Source organism: Shewanella sp. Sh95, from assembly GCF_001308045.1.
In the GTDB taxonomy this organism is placed as follows: Bacteria; Pseudomonadota; Gammaproteobacteria; order Enterobacterales; family Shewanellaceae; genus Shewanella; species Shewanella xiamenensis.
Window position 1 is genome coordinate 1 of record NZ_LGYY01000234.1, and the last position, 21,208, is coordinate 21,208.

General features: G+C 46.2%; 19 protein-coding genes. 5 read left to right on the plus strand and 14 right to left on the minus strand.

The window, feature by feature from the left end:
* Positions 1–105: 105 nt before the first annotated feature.
* The 4 genes from AEA42_RS17010 to AEA42_RS17025 form a co-directional block, all read right to left on the minus strand.
* Positions 106–726 carry a hypothetical protein gene (locus AEA42_RS17010; RefSeq protein ID WP_231640416.1) on the minus strand — a complete coding sequence of 207 codons (621 nt, stop codon included), beginning with the start codon at positions 724–726 and terminating at the stop codon, positions 106–108.
* 65 nt (positions 727–791) lie between these two features.
* Entirely contained in the window at positions 792–1,118 is a 327-nt protein-coding gene (locus AEA42_RS17015; protein WP_055648366.1) for a hypothetical protein, read from the minus strand.
* A gap of 68 nt (positions 1,119–1,186) precedes the next feature.
* Positions 1,187–1,639, minus strand: a complete 453-nt coding sequence (locus AEA42_RS17020) for an acyltransferase (RefSeq protein ID WP_047535512.1) — start codon at positions 1,637–1,639, stop codon at positions 1,187–1,189.
* A gap of 91 nt (positions 1,640–1,730) precedes the next feature.
* The gene (locus tag AEA42_RS17025; protein WP_055648367.1) at positions 1,731–2,201 is read right to left on the minus strand and encodes a DUF2059 domain-containing protein; all 471 of its coding nucleotides are present in this window, start codon (positions 2,199–2,201) and stop codon (positions 1,731–1,733) included.
* Between the two features lie 434 nt (positions 2,202–2,635).
* Here AEA42_RS17025 and AEA42_RS17030 point away from each other — a divergent pair, with 434 nt between their 5' ends.
* Positions 2,636–4,558 (plus strand): ATP-dependent DNA helicase, encoded by a 1,923-nt coding sequence (locus tag AEA42_RS17030; RefSeq protein WP_055648368.1) that lies wholly within the window; start codon positions 2,636–2,638, stop codon positions 4,556–4,558.
* A 231-nt stretch (positions 4,559–4,789) separates the two neighbouring features.
* On the opposite strand, the gene AEA42_RS17035 is transcribed toward AEA42_RS17030, so the two are convergent.
* Entirely contained in the window at positions 4,790–5,080 is a 291-nt protein-coding gene (locus AEA42_RS17035) for a cytochrome c3 family protein (RefSeq protein WP_037417920.1), read from the minus strand.
* A gap of 522 nt (positions 5,081–5,602) precedes the next feature.
* Positions 5,603–7,120 carry a methyl-accepting chemotaxis protein gene (locus tag AEA42_RS17040; RefSeq protein WP_055648369.1) on the minus strand — a complete coding sequence of 506 codons (1,518 nt, stop codon included), beginning with the start codon at positions 7,118–7,120 and terminating at the stop codon, positions 5,603–5,605.
* Between the two features lie 470 nt (positions 7,121–7,590).
* On the opposite strand from AEA42_RS17040, the gene pheS reads away from it, so the two are divergent.
* From pheS to lpxM, 4 genes are all read left to right on the plus strand, one after another.
* Positions 7,591–8,574: a phenylalanine--tRNA ligase subunit alpha gene (gene pheS, locus AEA42_RS17045; protein ID WP_037417925.1), complete on the plus strand. Its 984-nt coding sequence runs from the start codon at positions 7,591–7,593 to the stop codon at positions 8,572–8,574.
* A 14-nt stretch (positions 8,575–8,588) separates the two neighbouring features.
* On the plus strand, positions 8,589–10,976 hold the full coding sequence (gene pheT, locus AEA42_RS17050) for a phenylalanine--tRNA ligase subunit beta (RefSeq protein WP_055648370.1): 2,388 nt from the start codon (positions 8,589–8,591) through the stop codon (positions 10,974–10,976).
* A 3-nt stretch (positions 10,977–10,979) separates the two neighbouring features.
* Positions 10,980–11,276: an integration host factor subunit alpha gene (gene ihfA / locus AEA42_RS17055; RefSeq protein WP_011622581.1), complete on the plus strand. Its 297-nt coding sequence runs from the start codon at positions 10,980–10,982 to the stop codon at positions 11,274–11,276.
* A 95-nt stretch (positions 11,277–11,371) separates the two neighbouring features.
* A complete protein-coding gene (lpxM, locus tag AEA42_RS17060; protein ID WP_055648382.1) occupies positions 11,372–12,310 on the plus strand; it encodes a lauroyl-Kdo(2)-lipid IV(A) myristoyltransferase in 939 nt (312 codons plus the stop codon).
* A gap of 92 nt (positions 12,311–12,402) precedes the next feature.
* Here the strand turns inward: lpxM and hypA are convergent, their stop codons facing one another.
* The 8 genes from hypA to AEA42_RS17100 form a co-directional block, all read right to left on the minus strand.
* Complete coding sequence (gene hypA, locus AEA42_RS17065; RefSeq protein WP_037427750.1) at positions 12,403–12,759, minus strand: hydrogenase maturation nickel metallochaperone HypA; 357 nt, start codon at positions 12,757–12,759, stop codon at positions 12,403–12,405.
* On the minus strand, positions 12,759–13,778 hold the full coding sequence (gene hypE / locus AEA42_RS17070; RefSeq protein ID WP_055648371.1) for a hydrogenase expression/formation protein HypE: 1,020 nt from the start codon (positions 13,776–13,778) through the stop codon (positions 12,759–12,761). Before hypE ends, hypA begins: the two co-directional genes overlap by 1 nt.
* The gene (gene hypD, locus AEA42_RS17075; protein WP_037417937.1) at positions 13,771–14,910 is read right to left on the minus strand and encodes a hydrogenase formation protein HypD; all 1,140 of its coding nucleotides are present in this window, start codon (positions 14,908–14,910) and stop codon (positions 13,771–13,773) included. Before hypD ends, hypE begins: the two co-directional genes overlap by 8 nt.
* Positions 14,911–14,972: 62 nt before the next feature.
* The gene (locus AEA42_RS17080) at positions 14,973–15,218 is read right to left on the minus strand and encodes a HypC/HybG/HupF family hydrogenase formation chaperone (RefSeq protein WP_055648372.1); all 246 of its coding nucleotides are present in this window, start codon (positions 15,216–15,218) and stop codon (positions 14,973–14,975) included.
* Positions 15,218–16,015: a hydrogenase nickel incorporation protein HypB gene (gene hypB, locus AEA42_RS17085; protein ID WP_037427746.1), complete on the minus strand. Its 798-nt coding sequence runs from the start codon at positions 16,013–16,015 to the stop codon at positions 15,218–15,220. Before hypB ends, AEA42_RS17080 begins: the two co-directional genes overlap by 1 nt.
* A 230-nt stretch (positions 16,016–16,245) precedes the next feature.
* On the minus strand, positions 16,246–18,675 hold the full coding sequence (gene hypF / locus AEA42_RS17090; RefSeq protein WP_197278453.1) for a carbamoyltransferase HypF: 2,430 nt from the start codon (positions 18,673–18,675) through the stop codon (positions 16,246–16,248).
* Positions 18,676–18,807: 132 nt separating this feature from the next.
* Complete coding sequence (locus tag AEA42_RS17095; RefSeq protein WP_055648374.1) at positions 18,808–20,646, minus strand: hypothetical protein; 1,839 nt, start codon at positions 20,644–20,646, stop codon at positions 18,808–18,810.
* Complete coding sequence (locus AEA42_RS17100) at positions 20,627–21,205, minus strand: HyaD/HybD family hydrogenase maturation endopeptidase (protein ID WP_037417949.1); 579 nt, start codon at positions 21,203–21,205, stop codon at positions 20,627–20,629. The genes AEA42_RS17095 and AEA42_RS17100 overlap by 20 nt, the downstream gene beginning before the upstream one ends.
* Positions 21,206–21,208 lie beyond the last annotated feature (3 nt).

Genomic DNA, 21,208 nt, shown 5'->3' on the forward strand with positions numbered 1-21,208 from the left:
TCGAGGTTACGGATAGAGATAGCGGGAGCGGCCATGATGAATTACCTGCAAAAGAGAGTAATAGATCAGAATGACCGATCGCCGTCAAGTTTTTTAAATCGAAAATTAGGTGCGGAATGACGGATAATCGCTCGGGTCTGACGTTTCGATAATCGTTAAGATCTCCCTAAAACAGGCCATATCTTCTGACGTCGGCTCTGGAATATCGGCATTAATAAATTGGCTTAAATCAAAATAGGTATACAAAATATCCCCATGGCGCATGCCGCCCCATTTTATACGCTCGAAATTGAATACGTTAATATCCACCTCGATATAGGATTCGCTTCCTCGGATGCCATATTGACTGTCTCGGCAAATGCCGCAGGTATAGGAATGTGCAGTTGGTTTGCCATCCATATAAGAAGAGCCTGAAATGACAGGTGTGTATTGATGAGATGGGATTTTTTGGGCGATCGCATAGGATGCAAGGGATGAGCGCCAATCCAATCGCCGAGAGGTTAGACTGCTTAAAAATCCTTTTGTTACTTGTGCTTGCGAAATGCCTTTTACTAGCGTTGTGGTGGCAAGGATACATTCATCATGGGAGATAGTTAAAGGATCAAACATTAATCCTTTCGATTTGGCATAGATAAAGTCGGGATCGGAGATACTTCTGTTTTTTACGTCAATCCAACCATTCTTCCAATAGGTGGAGAATAAAATCCTTTTTGCTTTTTTATCCATAGCTGATTCTATTTTATCCTTTAACAATTGTTTTAATTTATCTTATAAAAGCGCAATTAAAGCGGTTAGCTCTCTACATTTATATAAGCATCGTTTTGATAGTAATAACTGACAGCATGAATTATGTCATGCAAGGTAGCATGTGGCAGCTGTTGCACTAAATTAGCCTTGATGCTTTGCAAATCCGCAATGCTTAAAAAGTATTGATAACCTTGAGTTTGCGGGTAGAGAGGCTCATCCTGTTGGTCGCGTTCTTCTTCAAGCTCATCGTCAATGATTAACACCGACATTGTGGGACTTAATGGTTGTTCTAGGGCTTTGTACACATCCAAGTGCCACGAAAAAGAACCAAGTTGGGATAATAGGGTTTCCAAGGTTAATGTTAATCGCATGAAATATCCTTTTGAGCGAGCATCATTTACATCATTTGGACGAGTTAATTAAACCGACAGAATCAGGCTCAAGGCCTCCACAGACCCTGCATTAATTCGGTTAACGCAAATGATGAGAAAATAAACAGTAAATTAATCAAAGCCCGCATAATCCAAGGTAATGTACCGTAGGAAAGGCGATATTTATTTGAGGCAATCACTATAACTCCCATGATGCCAAACCAAGGTGTAAAAAAGAATATGGTTTGCCATTTAACCAGAGCAACGGCGAGATCGTGTAGCGCACCGCTGACCAAAAAGGTGACAAGTACGGCGAGCCACATCGGCAGAAACTGACTGCTAGGACGCATGACATTACGTGATAAATAATAACCCCAAATCGGATTCCAATAATGCCAAAAAATGGGGAATGACTTAGCACCCAGGGCGCGTGATAGCATATTCCTCATCGAGTGACTGGCACCCAGTGGAACACCATTTCGCTTTTTCACATATTGTGACAAGGATAAGGTCGTTGGCATAGTTAATCTCCGCCTAATGCTTACCACTGAGTGCGTAGCTTGGTACACGTCTCGTAATGTCAGACCTCATGTTCAGATAATTGTTATAGCTTTATTCTTTAATTCCATGCTTTGCGAGAAAAGGTCTAATACGCTCAATTAATTTAGATTGTTTTGTTTGTGCTTCTTGCATGGCGATTTGTGCTCCAGTTTGCATCAATTGTGGCGTTTTTTCTAAGAGTTTTTTACCTGTAGAAGTTTGATAAAATTGGGTTATTTTAATGATTTCTTCATTTGTGAAAGCTTCAGAGTACTGTTTTTTTAATTCGTTTATCACTCTGGGACGATCAACATCTTCATTAAACCATGCTCTATAAATACCCTTAAGTTCTTCTTTAGCCTTATTATCTAATTTATAGTTGGTGGCTATTTGGTCTACTATTGGTAACATAGCTTCAAATCCACCAGCCATTTGTTTATCGATTGACATCACTCTAAACATTTCATCTATTGGTGCTTCTTGCGCTACTACGGGAGTAGATAAAATAAATAACATTAACGGTAATAATTGGAACTTTTTCATTTTATATCCTTAATCATCTCAACGTTTATAAACGTAAACCTTAATTGAGTTATATATCCATAATTGAAGCTTCGTGCAAAATTAAGTTATTAGCACAATCATTAACGCAACTTAGCAGCTTACCTCTTAGCAAGCAATCGGTGAAAAGTTGAGTTAAGCCTTTGGTTGTTAGATCATTTAAACTACGCTACTCCATGTTTTAGCTCAAGAAGCTCGGCGCTAGATTAAAACTATTGGTATTATCAGGCGGGCTTAATTACACTGCGGCAACAGCGTTAGGTTCCTTAGGGTAGGCTAACGCCTTAACCCACAACCCGCTTTTTTGAATCGTTTTTATAGGAACTCGCTCGCCATTGACTCACTCTCGACACTCAGCTCCGCGGCAAGCTAAACATCAGCAATCAAATCACCATTCGCTTGAAGCTCAACGTCCGATGAGTCGATTGGCGAGTGAAGTGCTGCGAGCTTTTGCCAGCGATGGCGTGCTCGCTACGCATATTCAGGGGTTCAGTGCGCGTCAGAGTCAGGTTGAGATGGCGCAAATCATCAGTGAAGCGATTGCGAGTAAGGGCAATGCACTGATCGAAGCGGGTACAGGGGTCGGTAAAACCTTCGCCTATTTAATTCCCGCTATGTTAAGTGGCAAGCAAGTGATTGTCAGTACTGGCAGTAAAAACCTGCAGGAGCAATTGTTTCTAAAGGATTTACCCGCATTGACATCTATGCTTGGAATTGCGCCCAAGCTTGCGCTATTAAAAGGCCGCAATAACTATTTATGCCAATATCGACTCGATAGGCAGATGCAGGAGGCCAGCCATATTGAGGCGCGATTGTTGGATGATTTACTCAAAATCAATCAATGGGCGGGCATGAGTAAAGACGGCGATATTGGTGGCTTAACTTCAGTGCCTGAACATTCTCCCGCGCTTCCCTTAGTCGTCAGTACCAAAGAGACCTGTCTTGGCCAGCGCTGCGAATTTTATGATGCCTGTTTTACCCGTAAGGCTCGCAGCCGCGCGATGGATGCGAAAATCATTGTCGTGAATCATCACTTATTCTTTGCAGACAGTGTGTTAAAGGACACAGGCTTTGCTGAATTATTACCCGATCCCGATGTGGTGATCTTCGATGAAGCGCATTTGCTGCCGGATATCTGCGTCAGTTATTTTGGCCAGCAATCCTCGAGTCGCACTATTGATGACTACCTGCAAAAGTTATTGCAGATTTATCAAACTGAGCTCAGCGATACGGGGCAGATTGCCCAATTTTGTCAGCGTTGTTTAGCCAAATTGAGTGACTGGCATAATGGATTGTTTTCTATTGCCGAGTCGGATTGGCGTATGCTGCTTGGCAATAAGTCAATTGCGCTAGCATCATGGGATTTACTCGCAGAGTTAACCGCGCTGCAAAAACTCTTGCTCGCCCATGTGGGGCGCAGTGAGTTATTAGATGATATTGCCGTTAAACTGGCTGGCCTTAACCATAAGCTCAATCAGTTTTTCCAATGTGACAATCCACAGGCTGCCTATAGTGTTGAATTTGTTAGCCGTTTTGTGATGCTACGGATTTCACCGATTAATATTGCCCGCGAATGTCAGCAGTTATTTGTGGCCAATACCAGTTGGATTTTTACCTCGGCAACCTTACAAGTGAACCGCAGCTTAGCGCATTTTGCCAAGGAGTTAGGGATCAGTGAGGCCAAGGCGCATATTTTGGATAGTCCCTTTGATTATCCGCGTCAGGCGTTATTTTGTGTGCCGAGGCAATTGGGCAATGTGGCGAATCAGCAGCAAGCAGTCAAACAGTTAGTCGATGTATGTGTCAAAGCGATTGAGGCAGCGCAGGGGCGAACCTTTATTTTGTTTACCAGCCATAAAATGCTTGAGCAAACGGCGTTGGCATTGCGAACTCGGACTCAATATCCGTTGCTGGTGCAGGGCCAAGCGGGTAAACAGAGTTTGCTCACAAAGTTTCGCCAACTGGGCAATGCGGTATTACTTGGCACCAGCAGTTTTTGGGAGGGGGTAGATGTGCGTGGCAAGTTATTAAGCTGCGTGATTATTGATAAATTGCCGTTTGTCTCGCCCGATGAGCCGCTTTACCGTGCCCGCGCCGACAATATTAGCCGTCAGGGCGGCGATCCTTTTACTCAAGTGTCATTACCTCAAGCGATTATTGCGCTCAAACAAGGGGTTGGACGTTTGATCCGTGACGAAAAGGACTGCGGCGTATTAATCCTGTGTGATAATCGGATTGTGAATCGCGCCTACGGACAGGCATTTTTAAACTCCCTGCCGCTGATGGCGCGCACCCGTGATTTAGATAAAGCCTTGGCGTTCTTGAGAACAATACCTTGACACTCGTCTTATGGTTTACTTGGGATGCTTAAATTTTTCTTATTTTTATGGAATATGAGCGAAGTATTCAGTTGTTAGATATACATTAAGGCGATACAAACGGGGATAAAAAATGCCACCTGTGAGCAATAGATGGCAAACACCCTTGGAAGTGGGTCAAGTGGCATCCTGCCAAATGGTTCCATTCAAAACAAGTTATTCTTCGGCTTTTGGCTTTAGATTTTTAGTGAGTTAATGGCATGCTTTGCAGGCATCAGCAGGTGCTTTTTCTTCATGAGCGATATGGCAATTAGTGCATGTTAAAACACCATCATGCTTAGTATGAGCTTCACCTGCGAGTGTTTTCATTTCGCCATGGCATGATACACATTGCTCATTTTCAAAAACATAATCCGCAGAAGGTGTTTTATCCTTATGGCATGATTCACAGTCTGATCTTTCTGAATGGCTGTCGGCAAGTGATGCCGCCATTAAACTAGTAGAGAAACACAGTGCACACATGAGCATCATCTTTTTAAGCATGTTATTTTCCTTCTTTTATTGTGGGTTAAATTATCATTCTCAAGCCAGCAAATAAGCTCTTATTCGATCATAAAGAGCTAGTGGCGCAATATAAGCAATGTGCAAACATTGCTTTTTTAAATGTCTAATTAGTATTTCTCTTGAAACTTATACCGCTGTTTTATTATTAATGTGTACTGAAATACATTAGGGTTTAACAGAGTTTATTAAGCTTAAGTTAATAGTTTTTTGAGATTTAACTTGGCTTCTTGAATGTATAATAGATTTTTAAGGTGACAAAACGTTGATCGTTATCAAAGGTGAATGGATGAATACTTTTTTAGTTTAAAAGTATGATCAAGATTTTATTGTGGGGGCGATAAATTCGATAATCCAAATCTAAATTTTAAAATTTAGATTTTATTTTAATTTATTTAGGAATTCTAAATTATAGAAATGAATTAATTAGGGATTAACCAGATGACGATTCGTTATTTAAGCAACAAGGGTGCTTGGCTCCCTTGTTGCTTAGCTCTTCAACGATTAGATTTTTAAACCCACCATCAGCTGGTCCAATTGTCCCGCGGTGGCTTGCAACTCATCACAACCCGATACCGATTGGTTCGCCGATTGCTCGACATCGTGGGATTGATTGCGAATTTCCATCAGATTGGTCGCGATTTCGTTAGCTACGGCTGATTGTTCTTCCGCAGACGTGGCAATCAACACACTCATTTCGAACACGTGGCTGCTATGGTGGGCAATCGACTCGAGATCTTTACCCGTTTGCAGTACATGCTGTTTGCCTTCACTTGCTTGACTCACGGTGCGAGACATCACTTGGGTGAGGTTACGTGTGCCTTGTTGCAGCGACTCAATCATGGATTTAATTTCTACCGTTGCAGCTTGCGTGCGGCCAGCAAGGGTTCGTACCTCATCGGCCACTACCGCAAAACCGCGACCCTGTTCGCCGGCACGCGCCGCTTCAATCGCGGCGTTTAACGCGAGTAGGTTAGTTTGTTGCGAGATAGCATTAATGGTCGAAACCACCTCATCAATCTTACTGGCGTTGTCGTTGAGGGTATTGACGGCATTCGATGCAGCAGAAATTTCATCCGACAGCACATCAATTGCGCTTACTGTGGTTTCAATATCCTTAGAACCCGCATTAACCTGTTGATTCGCCTCTTGGGTTTCGGCGGAGGATTGCTCGGCGTTGCGCGCCACTTCTTTAACCGCAGCGGTCATTTCTTCCATCGCCGTGGCTAAGGAATCGAGGTGCTGACGTTGATTGACAGCAAGGGCTTGTCCTTGCTGCGCCGTGCTTCTAAATGATGAAACCACTTCGCGGATTTTGCTAGTGGATTCAGCAATTTGCTTCACTAGGGTATGTTGACGCTCGACCAAGGTGTCGATACTAATCGCTAAGATGCTGAACTCATCTTTCACTTCGAAGAAGTTCAATCGCCCAGTCAGATCCCCCGAGGCTGCGCGTTTAAGTGCCATCACTGTGGTGTAGAGCGCACCGCCCACAAAGGTGGAGATGTAGTAGCTAAACAGGAAGAGCACGAATAACAGCACCGCCATTAGGCTGTAGACTAAGATATTGTCATCGGCTAAAAGGGCGTTCAGTTGACGATCGTCGACGGGAATGATGGTCAGCATATTTTGATCATTAACCGAGCTAACAGCCCGATTAGGTGAACTGCTGGTATCAATACCACCACCGCTGCGCGCAAGGGTTTGTGCGCGGCTATCAGCCTCAGAAACTGTAACAATCTGAACATTCTGTAAGCCTTGGCTCAGCTGATTAGGTAAATTTTGGCGTTCTTGCTCGGGTAGCTTGCTAGAAATCTGCGCGGCGAGTTGATTGATTTTCTGGGAAGTGTCTTGGAGCCCATGCAAATGGCTTTCAAGCAGGGTATCCCTAAACTGAGTATTTAAAAATACCGCTAATCCCACAATCATAAACATCGGAACTAGGGCGAGAATTGCAAATTTGGTTTTTAAGGTCATGTGGATAAGGTATTGATCTATCCAGCGAAATTTAACTTCTTTCATTAGCGCCTCGATAAATTGGGCTGTGACCAAATGGATATCGGTCGATTTGCCATAGACTTTATGTTTTTCTGCTTAGTAAGCTGTTGCTTGTATTATTGTTGTCCAATTGCGGCATTTTTGTTTGTTTTGCAGCAATTTTGGCAAGGTACAAACATAAGTTTACAGTTTAGTTACATGTGTCGCCAGTGGTTAGTGCGTGATCACGTGACTGCTGTAAAAATCGACAAATGTCTTTCCAAGGCGATCAACTTGGAAGGTTTGTTGGGATAACACATGAATTTGCATGATAAAAACCCCGAATAAGCCCTAGTAATATGCCGCTCGCTCGCGTAAAATTTCTCTCCTTTTATTTCGTTATAGCTAGCAAAGCGTCTGGCATTAACGCCCGATAACCTGAGCACCGAAATAGCCTGAAAGTTTGGCGCCCATAGCACTTGTTTATCAAGCGCGACTATGCAGTGGAAGAGAAAATGCAGCAGTTAACTGAGATCGTAGAACAAGCCTTAGTCATTATTGACCAGGCCAGTGATCTAAAAGCACTGGATGATATCCGTGTCGATTACCTAGGTAAGAAAGGTAAGATCACCGACATGATGAAAATGATGGGCAGCTTAAGTCCTGAAGAAAAACCCGCTTTTGGTCAGGCGGTCAATGATGCGAAACAGGCCATTCAACAGAAATTAACTGAGCGCATCGACGTCCTGAGAAGTGCAGAGCTAGAAGCCAAATTAATTGCCGAAAAGATTGATGTGACGCTACCTGGTCGCACTATCGAAATCGGTGGTTTACACCCAGTGACGCGCACCATTGAACGTATCGAAACCTTTTTTGGGGAATTAGGGTTTTCGGTAAAACAAGGCCCTGAAATCGAAGATGATTTCCATAACTTCGACGCCTTGAATATCTCTGAGCACCACCCAGCGCGTGCCGACCACGATACGTTTTATTTTAATCCTAAGCTGATGTTGCGTACCCAAACCTCGGGCGTGCAAATTCGTACTATGGAAACGGAAAAGCCGCCACTGCGGATTATTTCACCGGGTCGTGTGTATCGTAACGATTACGACCAAACTCACACACCAATGTTCCACCAAGTGGAAGGTTTGCTGGTAGATGAAAACGTTAACTTCGCCGAATTAAAAGGCGTGTTGCATGATTTCCTGCGTAACTTCTTTGAGGAAGATTTGCAGGTGCGTTTCCGTCCTTCTTACTTCCCATTCACTGAGCCTTCAGCCGAAGTGGACGTAATGGGTAAAAACGGCAAATGGTTAGAAGTGTTAGGCTGCGGTATGGTGCACCCAAATGTGCTGCGTAGCGTTGGCATCGATCCAGAAAAATACTCTGGTTTTGCTTTTGGTATGGGCGTTGAGCGTTTAACTATGCTGCGTTACGGCGTAAACGATCTACGAGCGTTTTTCGAAAACGACCTGCGTTTCCTGAAGCAATTTAAATAACGGAGCTGTATAGCATGAAATTTAGCGAATCTTGGCTTCGTGAGTGGGTCAATCCTGCCGTTAGCCGTGAAGCATTATCCCACCAGATCACTATGGCTGGCCTCGAAGTCGATGGCGTTGATGCCGTGGCTGCCGAGTTCAACGGCGTTGTGGTTGGTGAAGTGGTCGAATGTGGCCAGCACCCAGATGCAGACAAACTGCGCGTGACTAAAGTCAGTGTCGGCAGTGGCGAGCTTATCGATATCGTCTGCGGCGCACCTAACTGCCGTCAAGGCTTAAAAGTGGCCGTAGCAATGGTCGGTGCCGTACTGCCAGGCGATTTTAAAATTAAGAAGGCTAAGCTGCGTGGTATGCCTTCAGAAGGCATGCTGTGTTCATACAGCGAGCTGGGCATCGACATCGACAGCGATGGCATTATCGAACTGCCATTAGATGCGCCATTAGGCACGGATTTACGTGAGTATCTCCAGCTTGATGATGCTGTGATTGAAGTGGATTTAACCGCTAACCGTGCCGATTGTTTAGGTATGGTAGGTTTGGCCCGTGAAGTCGGCGTGTTAAACCGTCAAGCGGTAACTGAGCCACAATGGCAAGCCGTGACGCCAAGCACTGATACCAAAGTGGCTATTAATGTCAAAGAAACCGCAGCTTGCCCACGCTACTTAGGTCGTGTGGTGAAGAATGTGAACGTGAAAGCGGCTACGCCATTATGGATGCAGGAAAAACTGCGTCGCAGTGGTATCCGCTCAATCGATCCTATCGTGGATATCACTAACTTTGTGTTGGTTGAATTCGGTCAACCGATGCACGCCTTCGACCTTGCCAAACTGACTGGCGATATCCAAGTGCGTTTAGGTAATGGTGAAGAGAAAATCACCCTGCTCGATGGCAGCGAAGTGACTATTCCAAACGACACTCTAGTGATTGCCGACGATGCGCGTCCATTAGCCCTTGCTGGTGTGTTTGGCGGTGAATATTCGGGTGTGAGCGACACCACGCAAGACATACTGCTTGAATGTGCGTTCTTCGCGCCGTTAGCGATTATGGGTAAGTCACGCCGTTTAGGTCTGCATACCGATTCATCACACCGTTTCGAACGTGGTGTTGACCCTGAGATGCAGCACAAAGTTATGGACCGTGCGACTCGCTTAGTGCTGGATATTTGCGGCGGTGAAGCGGGTCCTGTGGTTGAAGCCAAATCTGACGCTGACTTACCAAAGCCTGCGCAAATTCTATTGCGTCGCAGCAAGTTAGATAAAATTCTGGGTCACCATGTTCCCGATAGCGACGTGGTTGAAATCCTCGAACGTTTAGGTTTCGGCGTCGTTGCAGGTGAGGGGAGCTGGCAGGTCACCACCGCCACTTACCGCTTCGATATGGCGATTGAAGAAGACTTAATCGAAGAAGTGGCCCGTATCTACGGTTACAACAACATTCCAAACGTTGCGCCCGTGGCGTCACTGCGGATGTCTGATCATAAAGAAACCGACTTAAGCCTCAAGCGCGTTCGTTCGCTGTTAGTGGCCCGTGGTTTCCAAGAAGCTGTGACTTACAGTTTCGTTGATCCTAAGCTGCAAAATCTGGTTCACCCAGGTGAGCAAGCCATGGTGTTACCGAACCCGATTTCTAGCGAAATGTCGGCCATGCGGTTGTCGATGTTCACTGGATTATTGACTGCGGTTGGCTACAACCAAAGTCGTCAACAGGGTCGCGTGAGACTTTTTGAAACTGGCCTGCGCTTTGTTCCTGATATTCATGCAGAATCCGGTGTAAGACAGCAAGCAATGCTCGGTTGCGTCATTACAGGGCTTCAAAATGACGAACATTGGTCAATGGAATCGAAAACCGTTGATTTTTTCGACCTTAAAGGTGATTTAGAAGCAATTATCGGCTTGACAGTTTCCGCATCAGAATTTAGCTTTAGAGTAGCGACGCATTCTGCTCTTCATCCAGGGCAATGTGCTGAAATATTGAGAAATGATCGAGTGATCGGTCATATAGGTGCTATCCATCCTAGTTTGGAGAAGCCTTTTGGACTCAATGGTAAAACCATCGTTTTTGAGTTGGAATTGGATGCTTTATTGCATACCAGTTTACCGCTAGCCCAAGCTGTATCTAAGTTCCCGGCTAATCGTCGTGACATCGCAGTAGTCGTAGATGAAAGTGTATCTGCAGGCGATGTAATGAAATTGATAAGAAAAGTTGGCGAAAATCAGTTGGTTGGCATAAACTTGTTCGATGTATACTTAGGTAAAGGTGTTGAGCCCGGCAAGAAGAGCTTGGCGATAGCACTTACATTACAAGACACTACTCGTACACTTGAGGAAAAAGAGATCGCTGAAACTGTAGATTCAGTTGTTTCTGCCCTGAAGACCGAGTTCAACGCATCGTTGAGGGATTAAAGTATGGCACTTACCAAAGCCGAAATGGCAGAACATCTTTTTGAAACACTCGGTATAAACAAGCGTGTAGCCAAAGAGATGGTTGAGTCGTTCTTTGAAGAAATTCGAGGCGCACTTGAAAGTGGTGAGCAGGTCAAGTTATCTGGCTTTGGCAACTTTGACCTTAGGGATAAGAATCAAAGACCGGGAAGGAACCCAAAAACAGGCGAGGATATCCCGATTTCCGCTCGCCGTGTCGTGACCTTCCGTCCCGGCCAGAAACTGAAAACTCGCGTAGAAGCTTCTAACGCGGGCAAGTAATTTTAGATGTTCGACAGTAAAGCCACTCCTTCGTGAGTGGCTTTACTATTTTCTTTTTATGGTGAATGACTTTTCCACTGTCTGAGGTGATTTCTTTGTCAAGACAGCCCAAACATTTTGACCGACGTTTTCAACTGGCGTTATTGCACCCTAAATATTGGGTTACTTGGTTGGCGATCGGTCTATTAGTGATTTTTGGGATCATGCCCGCGTGGCTGCGTGATCCTATTGCTAGAACCTTGGCCAAACTGGTGGCGCCTATTGCGAAAAAGCCGATAAGTATTGCCAGGGCGAACTTAAAGGCGTGTTTCCCTGAAAAATCCGCCGCAGAAATAGAATCCTTAATTGATGACAACGTGCAGAACTTCGTATTAGTGCTGTTATCGCAAGGTGAGCTGTTGGTACGATCTAAGGCGCATTTACGCCGCCGTGTGAATTTGATGGGCTTTGAGCATGTACAAGCGGCGCAAGCAGTAGGGCAGCCGGTGATATTTATCATGCCCCATGTGTGGCCTATTGATTATGCTGGGCTGAGGTTAAACCTCGACTTGCCTATGGTCACTATGGCAAAGGCCCATAAAAACGCGTTATTTAACTGGTTTAATAATCGAGTACGTAGCAGTTGTGGTGGCCACGTTTATATGCGAGAGGCCGGAATTCGCGCCTTATTAGCAGAGCTTAAGCAGAACAATAGCTTTTTCTACCTGCCCGATGAGGATTTAGGCCCAGATCAGAGTGTGTTTACCCCGTTTTTAGGCACAGTCAAAGCGACATTACCCGTGGTTGGCCGATTAGCTCAGGCGGGAAATGCCCAAGTGCTGCCGGTGAAAATTGGTTATAACCAAGCTTCACGCCAGTTTGATTTAACTGTGATGCCCGCCATTGCCGCCGAAGACATGGTCGGTAAGGAAAACGAGGCGTTAGCACTGAATAAAGCGGTTGAGAAAGTGATACTCGCTTATCCAGAGCAGTATATGTGGTTCCTAAGATTGCTAAAGACTCGCCCTGAAGGGCAAGCCTCAATTTATCAGTAAGCGTTTATCGCTTATGGTAAACCCGAATAAAAATGGCTTTTAGTGTGTAGACTTAAAGCCATTTTTATCACTGAAGCCGTGCTTATAATCGATTAAATATCCTCTGCTTGCTCCATTTCTAGCTGCATCAGCAGCATATCTTCACCCTCTAATACCCGCGTATGATAACTGTTACAGGCGGGGCACACGATTGAACGTTCATCGAGCACCGACTCTTGTTGGCAATCTGCACATTTGATCACTAGTGGCTGTAGTGTCATGCAAAGCTCGGCTTCGCGGCAGATCCCATCGAGTTTAAAGGTCTCAAACGCCGTTTGAAGTAGGGTGGGTTCGACACCGCTCATTACGCCGAGTTTGATTGCTACCCGAGTAATTTTAGTTGCTTGATTTGCCCGTGCATGTTGTTCGCACTGTTCAATTAAGGCGCTTACTATAGAATACTCGTGCATTAACAAATCCTTGGTAGCAGTTCACCTTGAGGCAAGTCTAAGTAACGTTTGGTATTCCATGGCGTTCTTAAGATCACTTTTCCGGGTAGTTCGTCGCTGACGGTACCGATGATGGCCGCGCTTTCGCAGTGACCAAATCGTTGCATAATTTCCAACGCACCAAGGGCGATATCGTTGGGAACAGCCAAGATAAAGGTGCCTTCATTGGCTAAATCCATTGGCTCAAAGCCATAGAGTTCACACAAGCCTTTGACCTCATCACAAACCGGGATGCTCGCCTCATTGACTGTGATGCCGACATTGGCGGCAACGGCCCATTCATTTAATACGGCAGAGAGCCCGCCGCGGGTAGCATCGCGCATAGCATGGAGTGGAATATTAGCTGCGATCAATTGCTCTACGACTGGCCAGAGCGTGGCACAATCGCTTTGTAGCGTGGACTCGAGGGTAAGACCCTCACGCGCCATCAAAATAGCCGCGCCATGGCAGCCCACATCACGGGAGACAATAATCGCATCGCCGGGCGCGACATTGGCAGCCGAGATATTCGGACGTAAAATACGCCCAACGCCTGAAGTATTGATAAACAAGCCATCGGCGCAGCCCTTAGGTACTACTTTGGTATCGCCACAAACAATTCTAGCCCCACTTTGTTTCAGCTCTTTGGCCATACTGCGTACAATTGTGGTTAAGTCTTTGAGCGAAAAACCTTCTTCGATGATCACGCTACAGCTTAAATATTGAGGCTCAGCGCCCATCATTGCGAGATCGTTAACAGTCCCAGCAATCGCCAGCTTACCGATATCACCACCGGCAAAAAACAACGGAGATACAGTGAAAGAGTCCGTCGTAAAGGCTGTCGCACCCTGTAATTCAAGTTTTGCGGCGTCTTCTTCGCTACGCAAAATCGGGTTATCGAATTCGGCAAAAAACAGATCGCGGATGAGTTTATTCATCTCTTTACCGCCACCACCGTGGCTGAGTTGAATCGCTTTCTCTTTGGTTGATACATCAGCCATGATGTTGCTCCTTGCTATCGATGCCTTGATAGCGGTAATAAGCATTACAAGCGCCTTCGGAGCTGACCATGCAGCTACCGAGAGGGGTTTCGGGATTGCAGCCGCGGCCAAAGACTTTGCAGTCCTTCGGTTTGGCGAGTCCACGTAGAATATCGCCGCACTGGCAAGCCTTATGATCATCAATTTCTTTGACGGGCAATCTGTCTTTAAAGCGCAGCTCTGCGTCCCTGTGTGCGTATTCATCCCTTAATTGCAGCGCAGAGTTGGGGATTGGTCCAAGCCCGCGCCAACGAAATTGCGGTCTGATCTGGAAAAACTGTTCAACTTTTGCCTGTGCGGCAAGATTACCTTGCTCAGATACAGCGCGGCTGTATTGGATATCGAGTTCTGCCTTGCCTGCGGCCTTTTGACGCACGATGCGCAGGATAGACTCCATGACATCCACGGGCTCAAAACCTGAGACCACTACCGGTGTGCCGTATTGCTCTACGGCCGGGCGATAGATTTTGGCGCCACTGATCACGCTGACGTGTGCTGGGCCAATAAAGGCATTGACCCTCGCATTAGGATCGTGCATCACGGCATCAATTGCGGGTGGGACTAATACATGGTTGATATGAAAAAACAAATTCGCCAGCTTTTCCTGCTCTGCCAGTTGCAACAATATTGCCGTCATTGGGGTGGAAGTTTCAAATCCAATGGCGAAAAACACCACGGTTTTATTTGGATTATCACGGGCAATTTTGAGCGTGTCTAAAGGGTCATAGATAGGCCGAATATCACAGCCTTTGGCTCTGAAACTGGCAAGTGAACCTTGGGAGCCGGGGACGCGGATCATATCGCCTAGCGTCACTAATATCACATCTTCCTGCTGGGCAAGCACTGCGGCTTGATCGATCCGCTCTTTAGGCATAATGCATACAGGGCAACCGGGGCCGTGGATAAACTCAATGTTATCCGGCAGCAAATCCAGTAAGCCGTATTTCATTATGGTGTGGGTATGGCCGCCACACACTTCCATAATGTTGATTTGTTGATCGAGTGAGTGAGCGACCTGGGCAATATCCTTTGCAAGCGAGGCAATGGTTTGGGGATCGCGAAAGCCTTGATAGAGTTGTTTTAATTCAAGCATGTTCAATCCTTGTCGCAGTGTATCGTCTGTAGTTTGCGATCGTTTATAACTGCGGCTGTTGCTTAATGCGTGGTTTCATTTTCAAGTTTTGCGACTATCTCTTGATATAATTCAAGGCTTTGCAGAGCATCATTGCGATCAATTTTATTCATCACAAAACCGATATGAATGAGCACATAATCACCAATAGCCAAGGGTTCAGTCATAAGATGGCTGCTGACATCGCGTTTTACGCCTAAGGTATCGACGGTTACAGATTGGCGCTCGTTATCAACTGCTACCACTTGTGAGGGGATTGATAAGCACATTATTGTGGCTCTCCCACAGTGTTTCGGCGCAGATTTTCATTTAGCCAAGCGGCAACGGCATGCATGGAATCGCCATCTTTAATGGAGACTTCGAGTATTTGAGTGTCGGGATTGAGTTTTTTAAGCTGGGCTTTGGCCTCGTCGACACTGAAATCGAAGTAGGGTAATAGGTCGCATTTTGTGATCAGAACCAGGTCAGCACGGCGGAACATTACTGGATATTTTTCAATCTTATCATCGCCTTCGGGAACGGAGAGCAGCACGATATTTTTATGGGTGCCCACATCATAGCTGGCGGGGCAGACGAGGTTGCCCACGTTTTCCACAAAGCAAATATCTAACCCTTCCAGCGGCAAGTGATGCAAAGCACCATGCACCATAAAGGCGTCTAGGTGGCATGCACTGCCAGTTTGAATTTGATGTGCTGTAATGCCCTTTGCGATTAGGCGGTCAGCATCACGGGAGGTCTCTAAATCGCCTTCAATAACGGCGTAATTAAGTTTTGTGTACTCTTTTAAGTGCTCAAGCAAGGTCGTTTTGCCGCTACCTGGGCTACTCATTAGATTGAAGGCGGTAATATGGTGAGCCTCGAAATGGGCACGGTTGTGGGCAGCTTCTACATCATTTTTATCGAGAATTTTATGGATCACCGACAAGGTTTTTTTATCGTTAAGCTGAGGATTTGTATGCAATTCCTGATGTTTATGGCTGTGTTCGTGGGAATGACCTGTATGGTGATCATGCCCTTGTTGAATCGCAGAGTGGCGGGGTAGAGAGCAGCCGCAGTCTTTACACATCTTGTCATTCTCCTTGTTCTCGTCACAGATTTGAGCTGTTGTCCGAACAATATGGTGATGCTATCGAATAGGGTTAATTTGATTACGCTAATGTTAAGTGTGATACAAATCCTTAAAGGAATCTTTGATGTTCGTCAGGTTATTAGGTCGTTTTGACCCTGATCAATCAGATTTTGGCCATTTGGTCACGGCGCATATCAAGCTCTACGCAGATATGTCATAGCAGCGGTTTATTTGTGGTTTTTATCCATTGCCTCTTGATGAATTCCATACCAAAGCTGGCCAAGGGCGATACCGCCATCGTTAACGGGGATATGTTTGTTGGGGAGCACGGTATTGCCTTGGAGATGAAGTTTACTAAGGCAATATTCGAGCAGATATTGGTTTTGAAATACTCCGCCACATAGCGCAATGGGCAGTGATGGATAGCGCGCAGCATAACTACAAATAGCATCTCCAAGACTATGCAAAAACGCGCGGGCGATAATGCTTTGCCTGTGGGAGGAAAGTGGCGCCTCAGTGATTTGCACGATAAGCTGTTTAAACAGTTGGCTACTACACCAAACTTGCATTTGTTGAGGGTCATCCTCTGATGAACTCAGCGGTAAATTGAGGATAAGTGGCGGTAGATGTTGTTTATCGGCGCGTCTTGCTGCGGCTTCTATCAGCATGCCCGCTTGGCCTTCAAATTGTGTGGTGTCAATCAATCCTAAGGCGCAGGCGAGAGCATCAAATAATCGGCCAACCGATGAGCTTTTAATCGTATTGCCACTTTGCCAGATCCGGTGCAAATTGCTTAACGTTAAGGGGGTCAGGCTTTTTAGGATCGGTAACTCTAAGGTTTGTACCGCCGCTAAACTCATTTGTTCAAACAGCAGTGCCAGTAATAATCGCACAGGCTGTTTTATTGCTTGCTCACCGCCCAGTAGGGAGATGGCTTCAAAATGGGCTAGGCGTTGCGCTTTGTCTAACCTGGTTAATAACACCTCACCGCCCCAGAGACTGCCATCATCGCCAAGACCAGTACCGTCAAAACTAAAGCCTAATACCGGATCTTGATATTGATTGATGGCCATGACGCTAAGCACGTGGGCATGGTGATGTTGCACGCTTAAGGTTTGGATTGAACCAGAGGCTCCACTCTGTGTATCAAGGCTTTTCTGTTGCTGCGCTTCTGCCCAGCGCGATGGTGCGTAGTCTGGGTGCTTATCATGGACAATCAGCTCGGGACTGAAATGATACAGGCGCGCAAAGGTGCCTAAGGTGCGCTCGAAATACTGCTCGGCACTGACACTAAAAAGATCGCCAATATGCGGACTTAAAAACACATTTGCACCAAATCCGAAAGCGATAGCATTTTTTTGCTGTGCTCCCACGGCGAGGATTGAGCGTGTTAGTGGCGCTGTTAATGGAAAACTTAATGGCGCATAACCCCGCGCTAGACGCAGCACTTGCACCTGCGGCGTATTGCCATTTGGCTGTTGAATAAGTTGCACAACACTGTCATCACAGCCGTTGAGTATTGGTCGGTTATGATCGACGATGGCATCCACCACATGCCCAAGTTGGCTGATAAGCGCATCGCAATCGGTGATAATGGGCTCGCCCGACACATTGGCGCTGGTGGCCACTAGCGGGCCATTAAATTGGCTAAGCAGTAAGTGATGCAGTGGCGTATAAGGTAAAAATACACCCAGCTTGGGGATATTGGGTGCGATTTCGGGGCTAAGGTCATGCTCATCCAACGCTTGCATCAATACGATGGGCCGTTCCGGCGAGCTTAAGGTTTGCCACTCCGCCTCCGTGCCCGTAACGTACTGTTTTGCCATTTCAATACTCGGCATCATTACCGCCAGCGGCTTCGCCTTACGCTGTTTTCGCTGCCGTAGTTGACTCACTGCGAAGCTGTTTCTCGCGTCACACATCAAGTGGAATCCGCCGAGCCCTTTAATGGCGAGGATGTGTCCTTGTGCAAGCTTATTGGCCGCAGCGGCCAATACCGCCATGCTGTTGTTTTGCGAGTGGAGCAAGGGCGTCAATGCGATTAGCTCACCCTGAGGTGTTTTTAAACTCAGGCGTGGGCCACATTTTGGGCAACTGACGGGCTGAGCGTGGTACCTGCGATTTAAAGGATCTTGATAGGCCTTGGCGCAATCGGGGCACATAGCGAAATTTGCCATGGCGGTATGATGGCGATCATAGGGTAAGGCATTGATAATCGTGTATCTTGGGCCGCAATTGGTGCAATTAGTAAAGGCATAGCCAAAGTGGCGATCCTGTGGATTGCGCATATCGCCTAAGCAATCTTGGCAGGTACTTTTGTCGGCCGACACGGCAACGAGTGCTGCTAAGCTAGGGTCTTTTGTTTCATCACTTTGGCTATCGCTTTGAACAATCTCGAAGTGTGTCTCCGCTAATTTTACCGCTAGCTGTCCATGGGTTATATGGTCGATACGTGCCAGTGGTGGCGGGTTAGTTGCTAACTCTTGGATAAAAATATCCAGTTTTGCGCTCGGTCCTTGCAGTTCTATCATCACGCCCTTGGCATTATTGAGTACTGTGCCAGTGAGTTGCAAATCGGTTGCCCAGCGGTAGACAAAAGGCCGAAAGCCCACGCCTTGTACTATGCCAGTGATATGCAGTTGGCGACGTTCAATCATATCCTGTTGGTTAGCGGATGAGGCTGTTTGTTTCAATTTCAGTCTTCTTTTAGGTTTGGCTGCAACATTAGAAGATAACAATCTATCCTCTAATGTTGCGATATCTCTGGAGCAAACACGAATGTTAAGTATTTATCCAAGGGTGTTTAATTGCCGCTGCTTAACATACAGCGCACCTACAGCAAGGTTATCTCCCTCTAAATCGAGACTACGATTAACCAGTAACGGGAAGTTTTTCCCTAAGCGTAAACTCATGCGTTTACAGAGGGTTTCGTTAGCTAACTCATTACCCGCTAAAGCAATTGTCTGAACTCCAATATTTAAGTCTATATGCTCAAGCCAATTGGCAAGGTAATCAGCGAGGGAGTCCTGCATCGCAAAAGCCAGTTGGCTTGGGTCGCTGTGGCCAGCCACTCTAAAGCTCAGTAGTGTGCCAAGGGTTTTGCACCAATTAAGGCTCCGATGGGCTTCGCCTTTGGTGAGAGGGTAATCGATGCGCGGTGCATTCGCTCCCTGATAACGCATGGCCGCTGCCATGAGAGCATCGCTCAAATAGTCTTGTGACTGGGTTTCTTCCTGCGGATTCAAACCAATCAATATCGCGGCAATTGCCCATAGGCTCTGAAGATTATCGCGTCTGCCGTGGAGTTTTAGGCTGAGCAGTTTCAAGTAGTCATCAGGAAACTGACTTTTAAACTTCTGCGCAACCGCTTTTTGCGGGCTGCTGTCGAGCCTGTGGAAAATATCATATCCATTATCGGGCAGCTCAGGCAGGGCAAAAAACAGTGAAGTGTCGCCTTTATTATCGCAGGTGACAATTTGGCTCGGATGAGCATGGCTTAAGTAAATCACCGCCGCATTTTTGGCTTGCTTATGGCTGGTAAATTTACCATTTAGCAGTGCAGCAAAGAGCGCTGCATCGGTAATCGTATGATCTTCTTGATCACCTTCGTAATTCGTCTCACTCTCTACTGAGGATAAGACTTGTACGCTAAGCGTGCCTTGGTGCGAGCGTGTTTTTTTATGCGCTTGCCATTGTGCTTTAAAACCGAGAAAGCGAATGTCTTCCCTTAACGGCTCCGGCGCATTGAAATGTTTGCTGATGTTATTAGCATTATCTCCATCTTGGTGGGACAACTGGGCCCATGCGCCATCAACCCAAGCTAATTTGGGCCTATGGTGCTGACCTTGAAGATAAACCCAATCAATTCCTTTTTGCCGCAAAATTTCGCTAAGGACCGCTACCACGCGACTATAGCCAAAACAAATATCGTATAGCGGCGCAAATAGTTTTTGGTGATCTTGAATGGGTCTTGCGCAAATAAGCGGTTTTTCAATGCTGGATAGCGCAACGACTTGATGATCCTTTAAGCAAAAATGTGCATTTAAGGTGTTTGGATTACAGATCAGCAGTTGTGGTCTGCTGGCATCGCGAGCAAACGGTTCTAAGCTTAGCGCTATACCTTCACAGCTTAACGCTAATGAGCCTTGGGTTATTAACTGCTCAGCCATGGCTTTAAGATCGGTTAGCGTGAGGGCTTTTTGGGCAGGGGTTAAGCGGGTTTCACCGTGGCAACAGGAACAGGTTAAATCAATAGCACCAAATTGCGCCGCTTGATTATCGCCAAACAGGGGATAACATTGCTGGCAAAAAGCGGCAACCGATTTATCCATTTGGGGATCATGAGTCTCCAATAAGGTGCGCTGGCCTTGTGGCTCATCGATAACTTTAATGCCTGAGTCAACCAACCAAACAGACATTAAAAAGTCAGCGGCAATCGCATCGGCCAATTGCTCTAGCGGCGCTTGTTCACCTTGGGCTTCAATAAAATAGGTTTGTGGACCAAAATCATTGTGGTTGTCGCAACCAATGCTAATATTCAGCGCATCATAATTTAGGTATTGATTACATAAATACGCATATAAGGGCACCTGACGTGAGCAGGTAAAATCAAATCTGATGTTTTTCATCTTCTATATTTTCACCAAGAGTGACACCACGTTTATAGGAGTCGGGGATCAGCGAGTCGATACTATGATCGGCAATGCGTGTCGCAGTGAATCCAAGGGAGGCTAAGTGGGATAACAGGGTGCGCTCCATCAAAGGAACTGCGGATGCAACTTTGGGGGTGAGGCCGAGTGTCATAGGTTCAAGCACGGTTGGAGTAACACCTAATACAAAGGTTTTTGGCCTGTCGCCAACCATTTCCATCATGTTTAGGGTTTGTAGCATTTCGACTTCATGGGCGCTGCCTTGCCAGTCAATTTCCTGCGGGGCTTTATCAAAGTCGAAGAAATAGACCTCACCCGCTTCGACGCCATTGGCATTGACAGTATCGACCACGATCAAATAATCGTATTGGCAAATAATCGGAATGAGTCCCTGGGCCAAGGTGCCGCCATCGAGCATCTCGAGCTGATGGGACTCGTGCGTAAACTGATAATTCTCAGTGATGTAATTGACAAAATGTACGCCGATGCCTTCATCGGCGTACAGGACATTGCCAATACCCAGTAGCAATATCTTCATTGG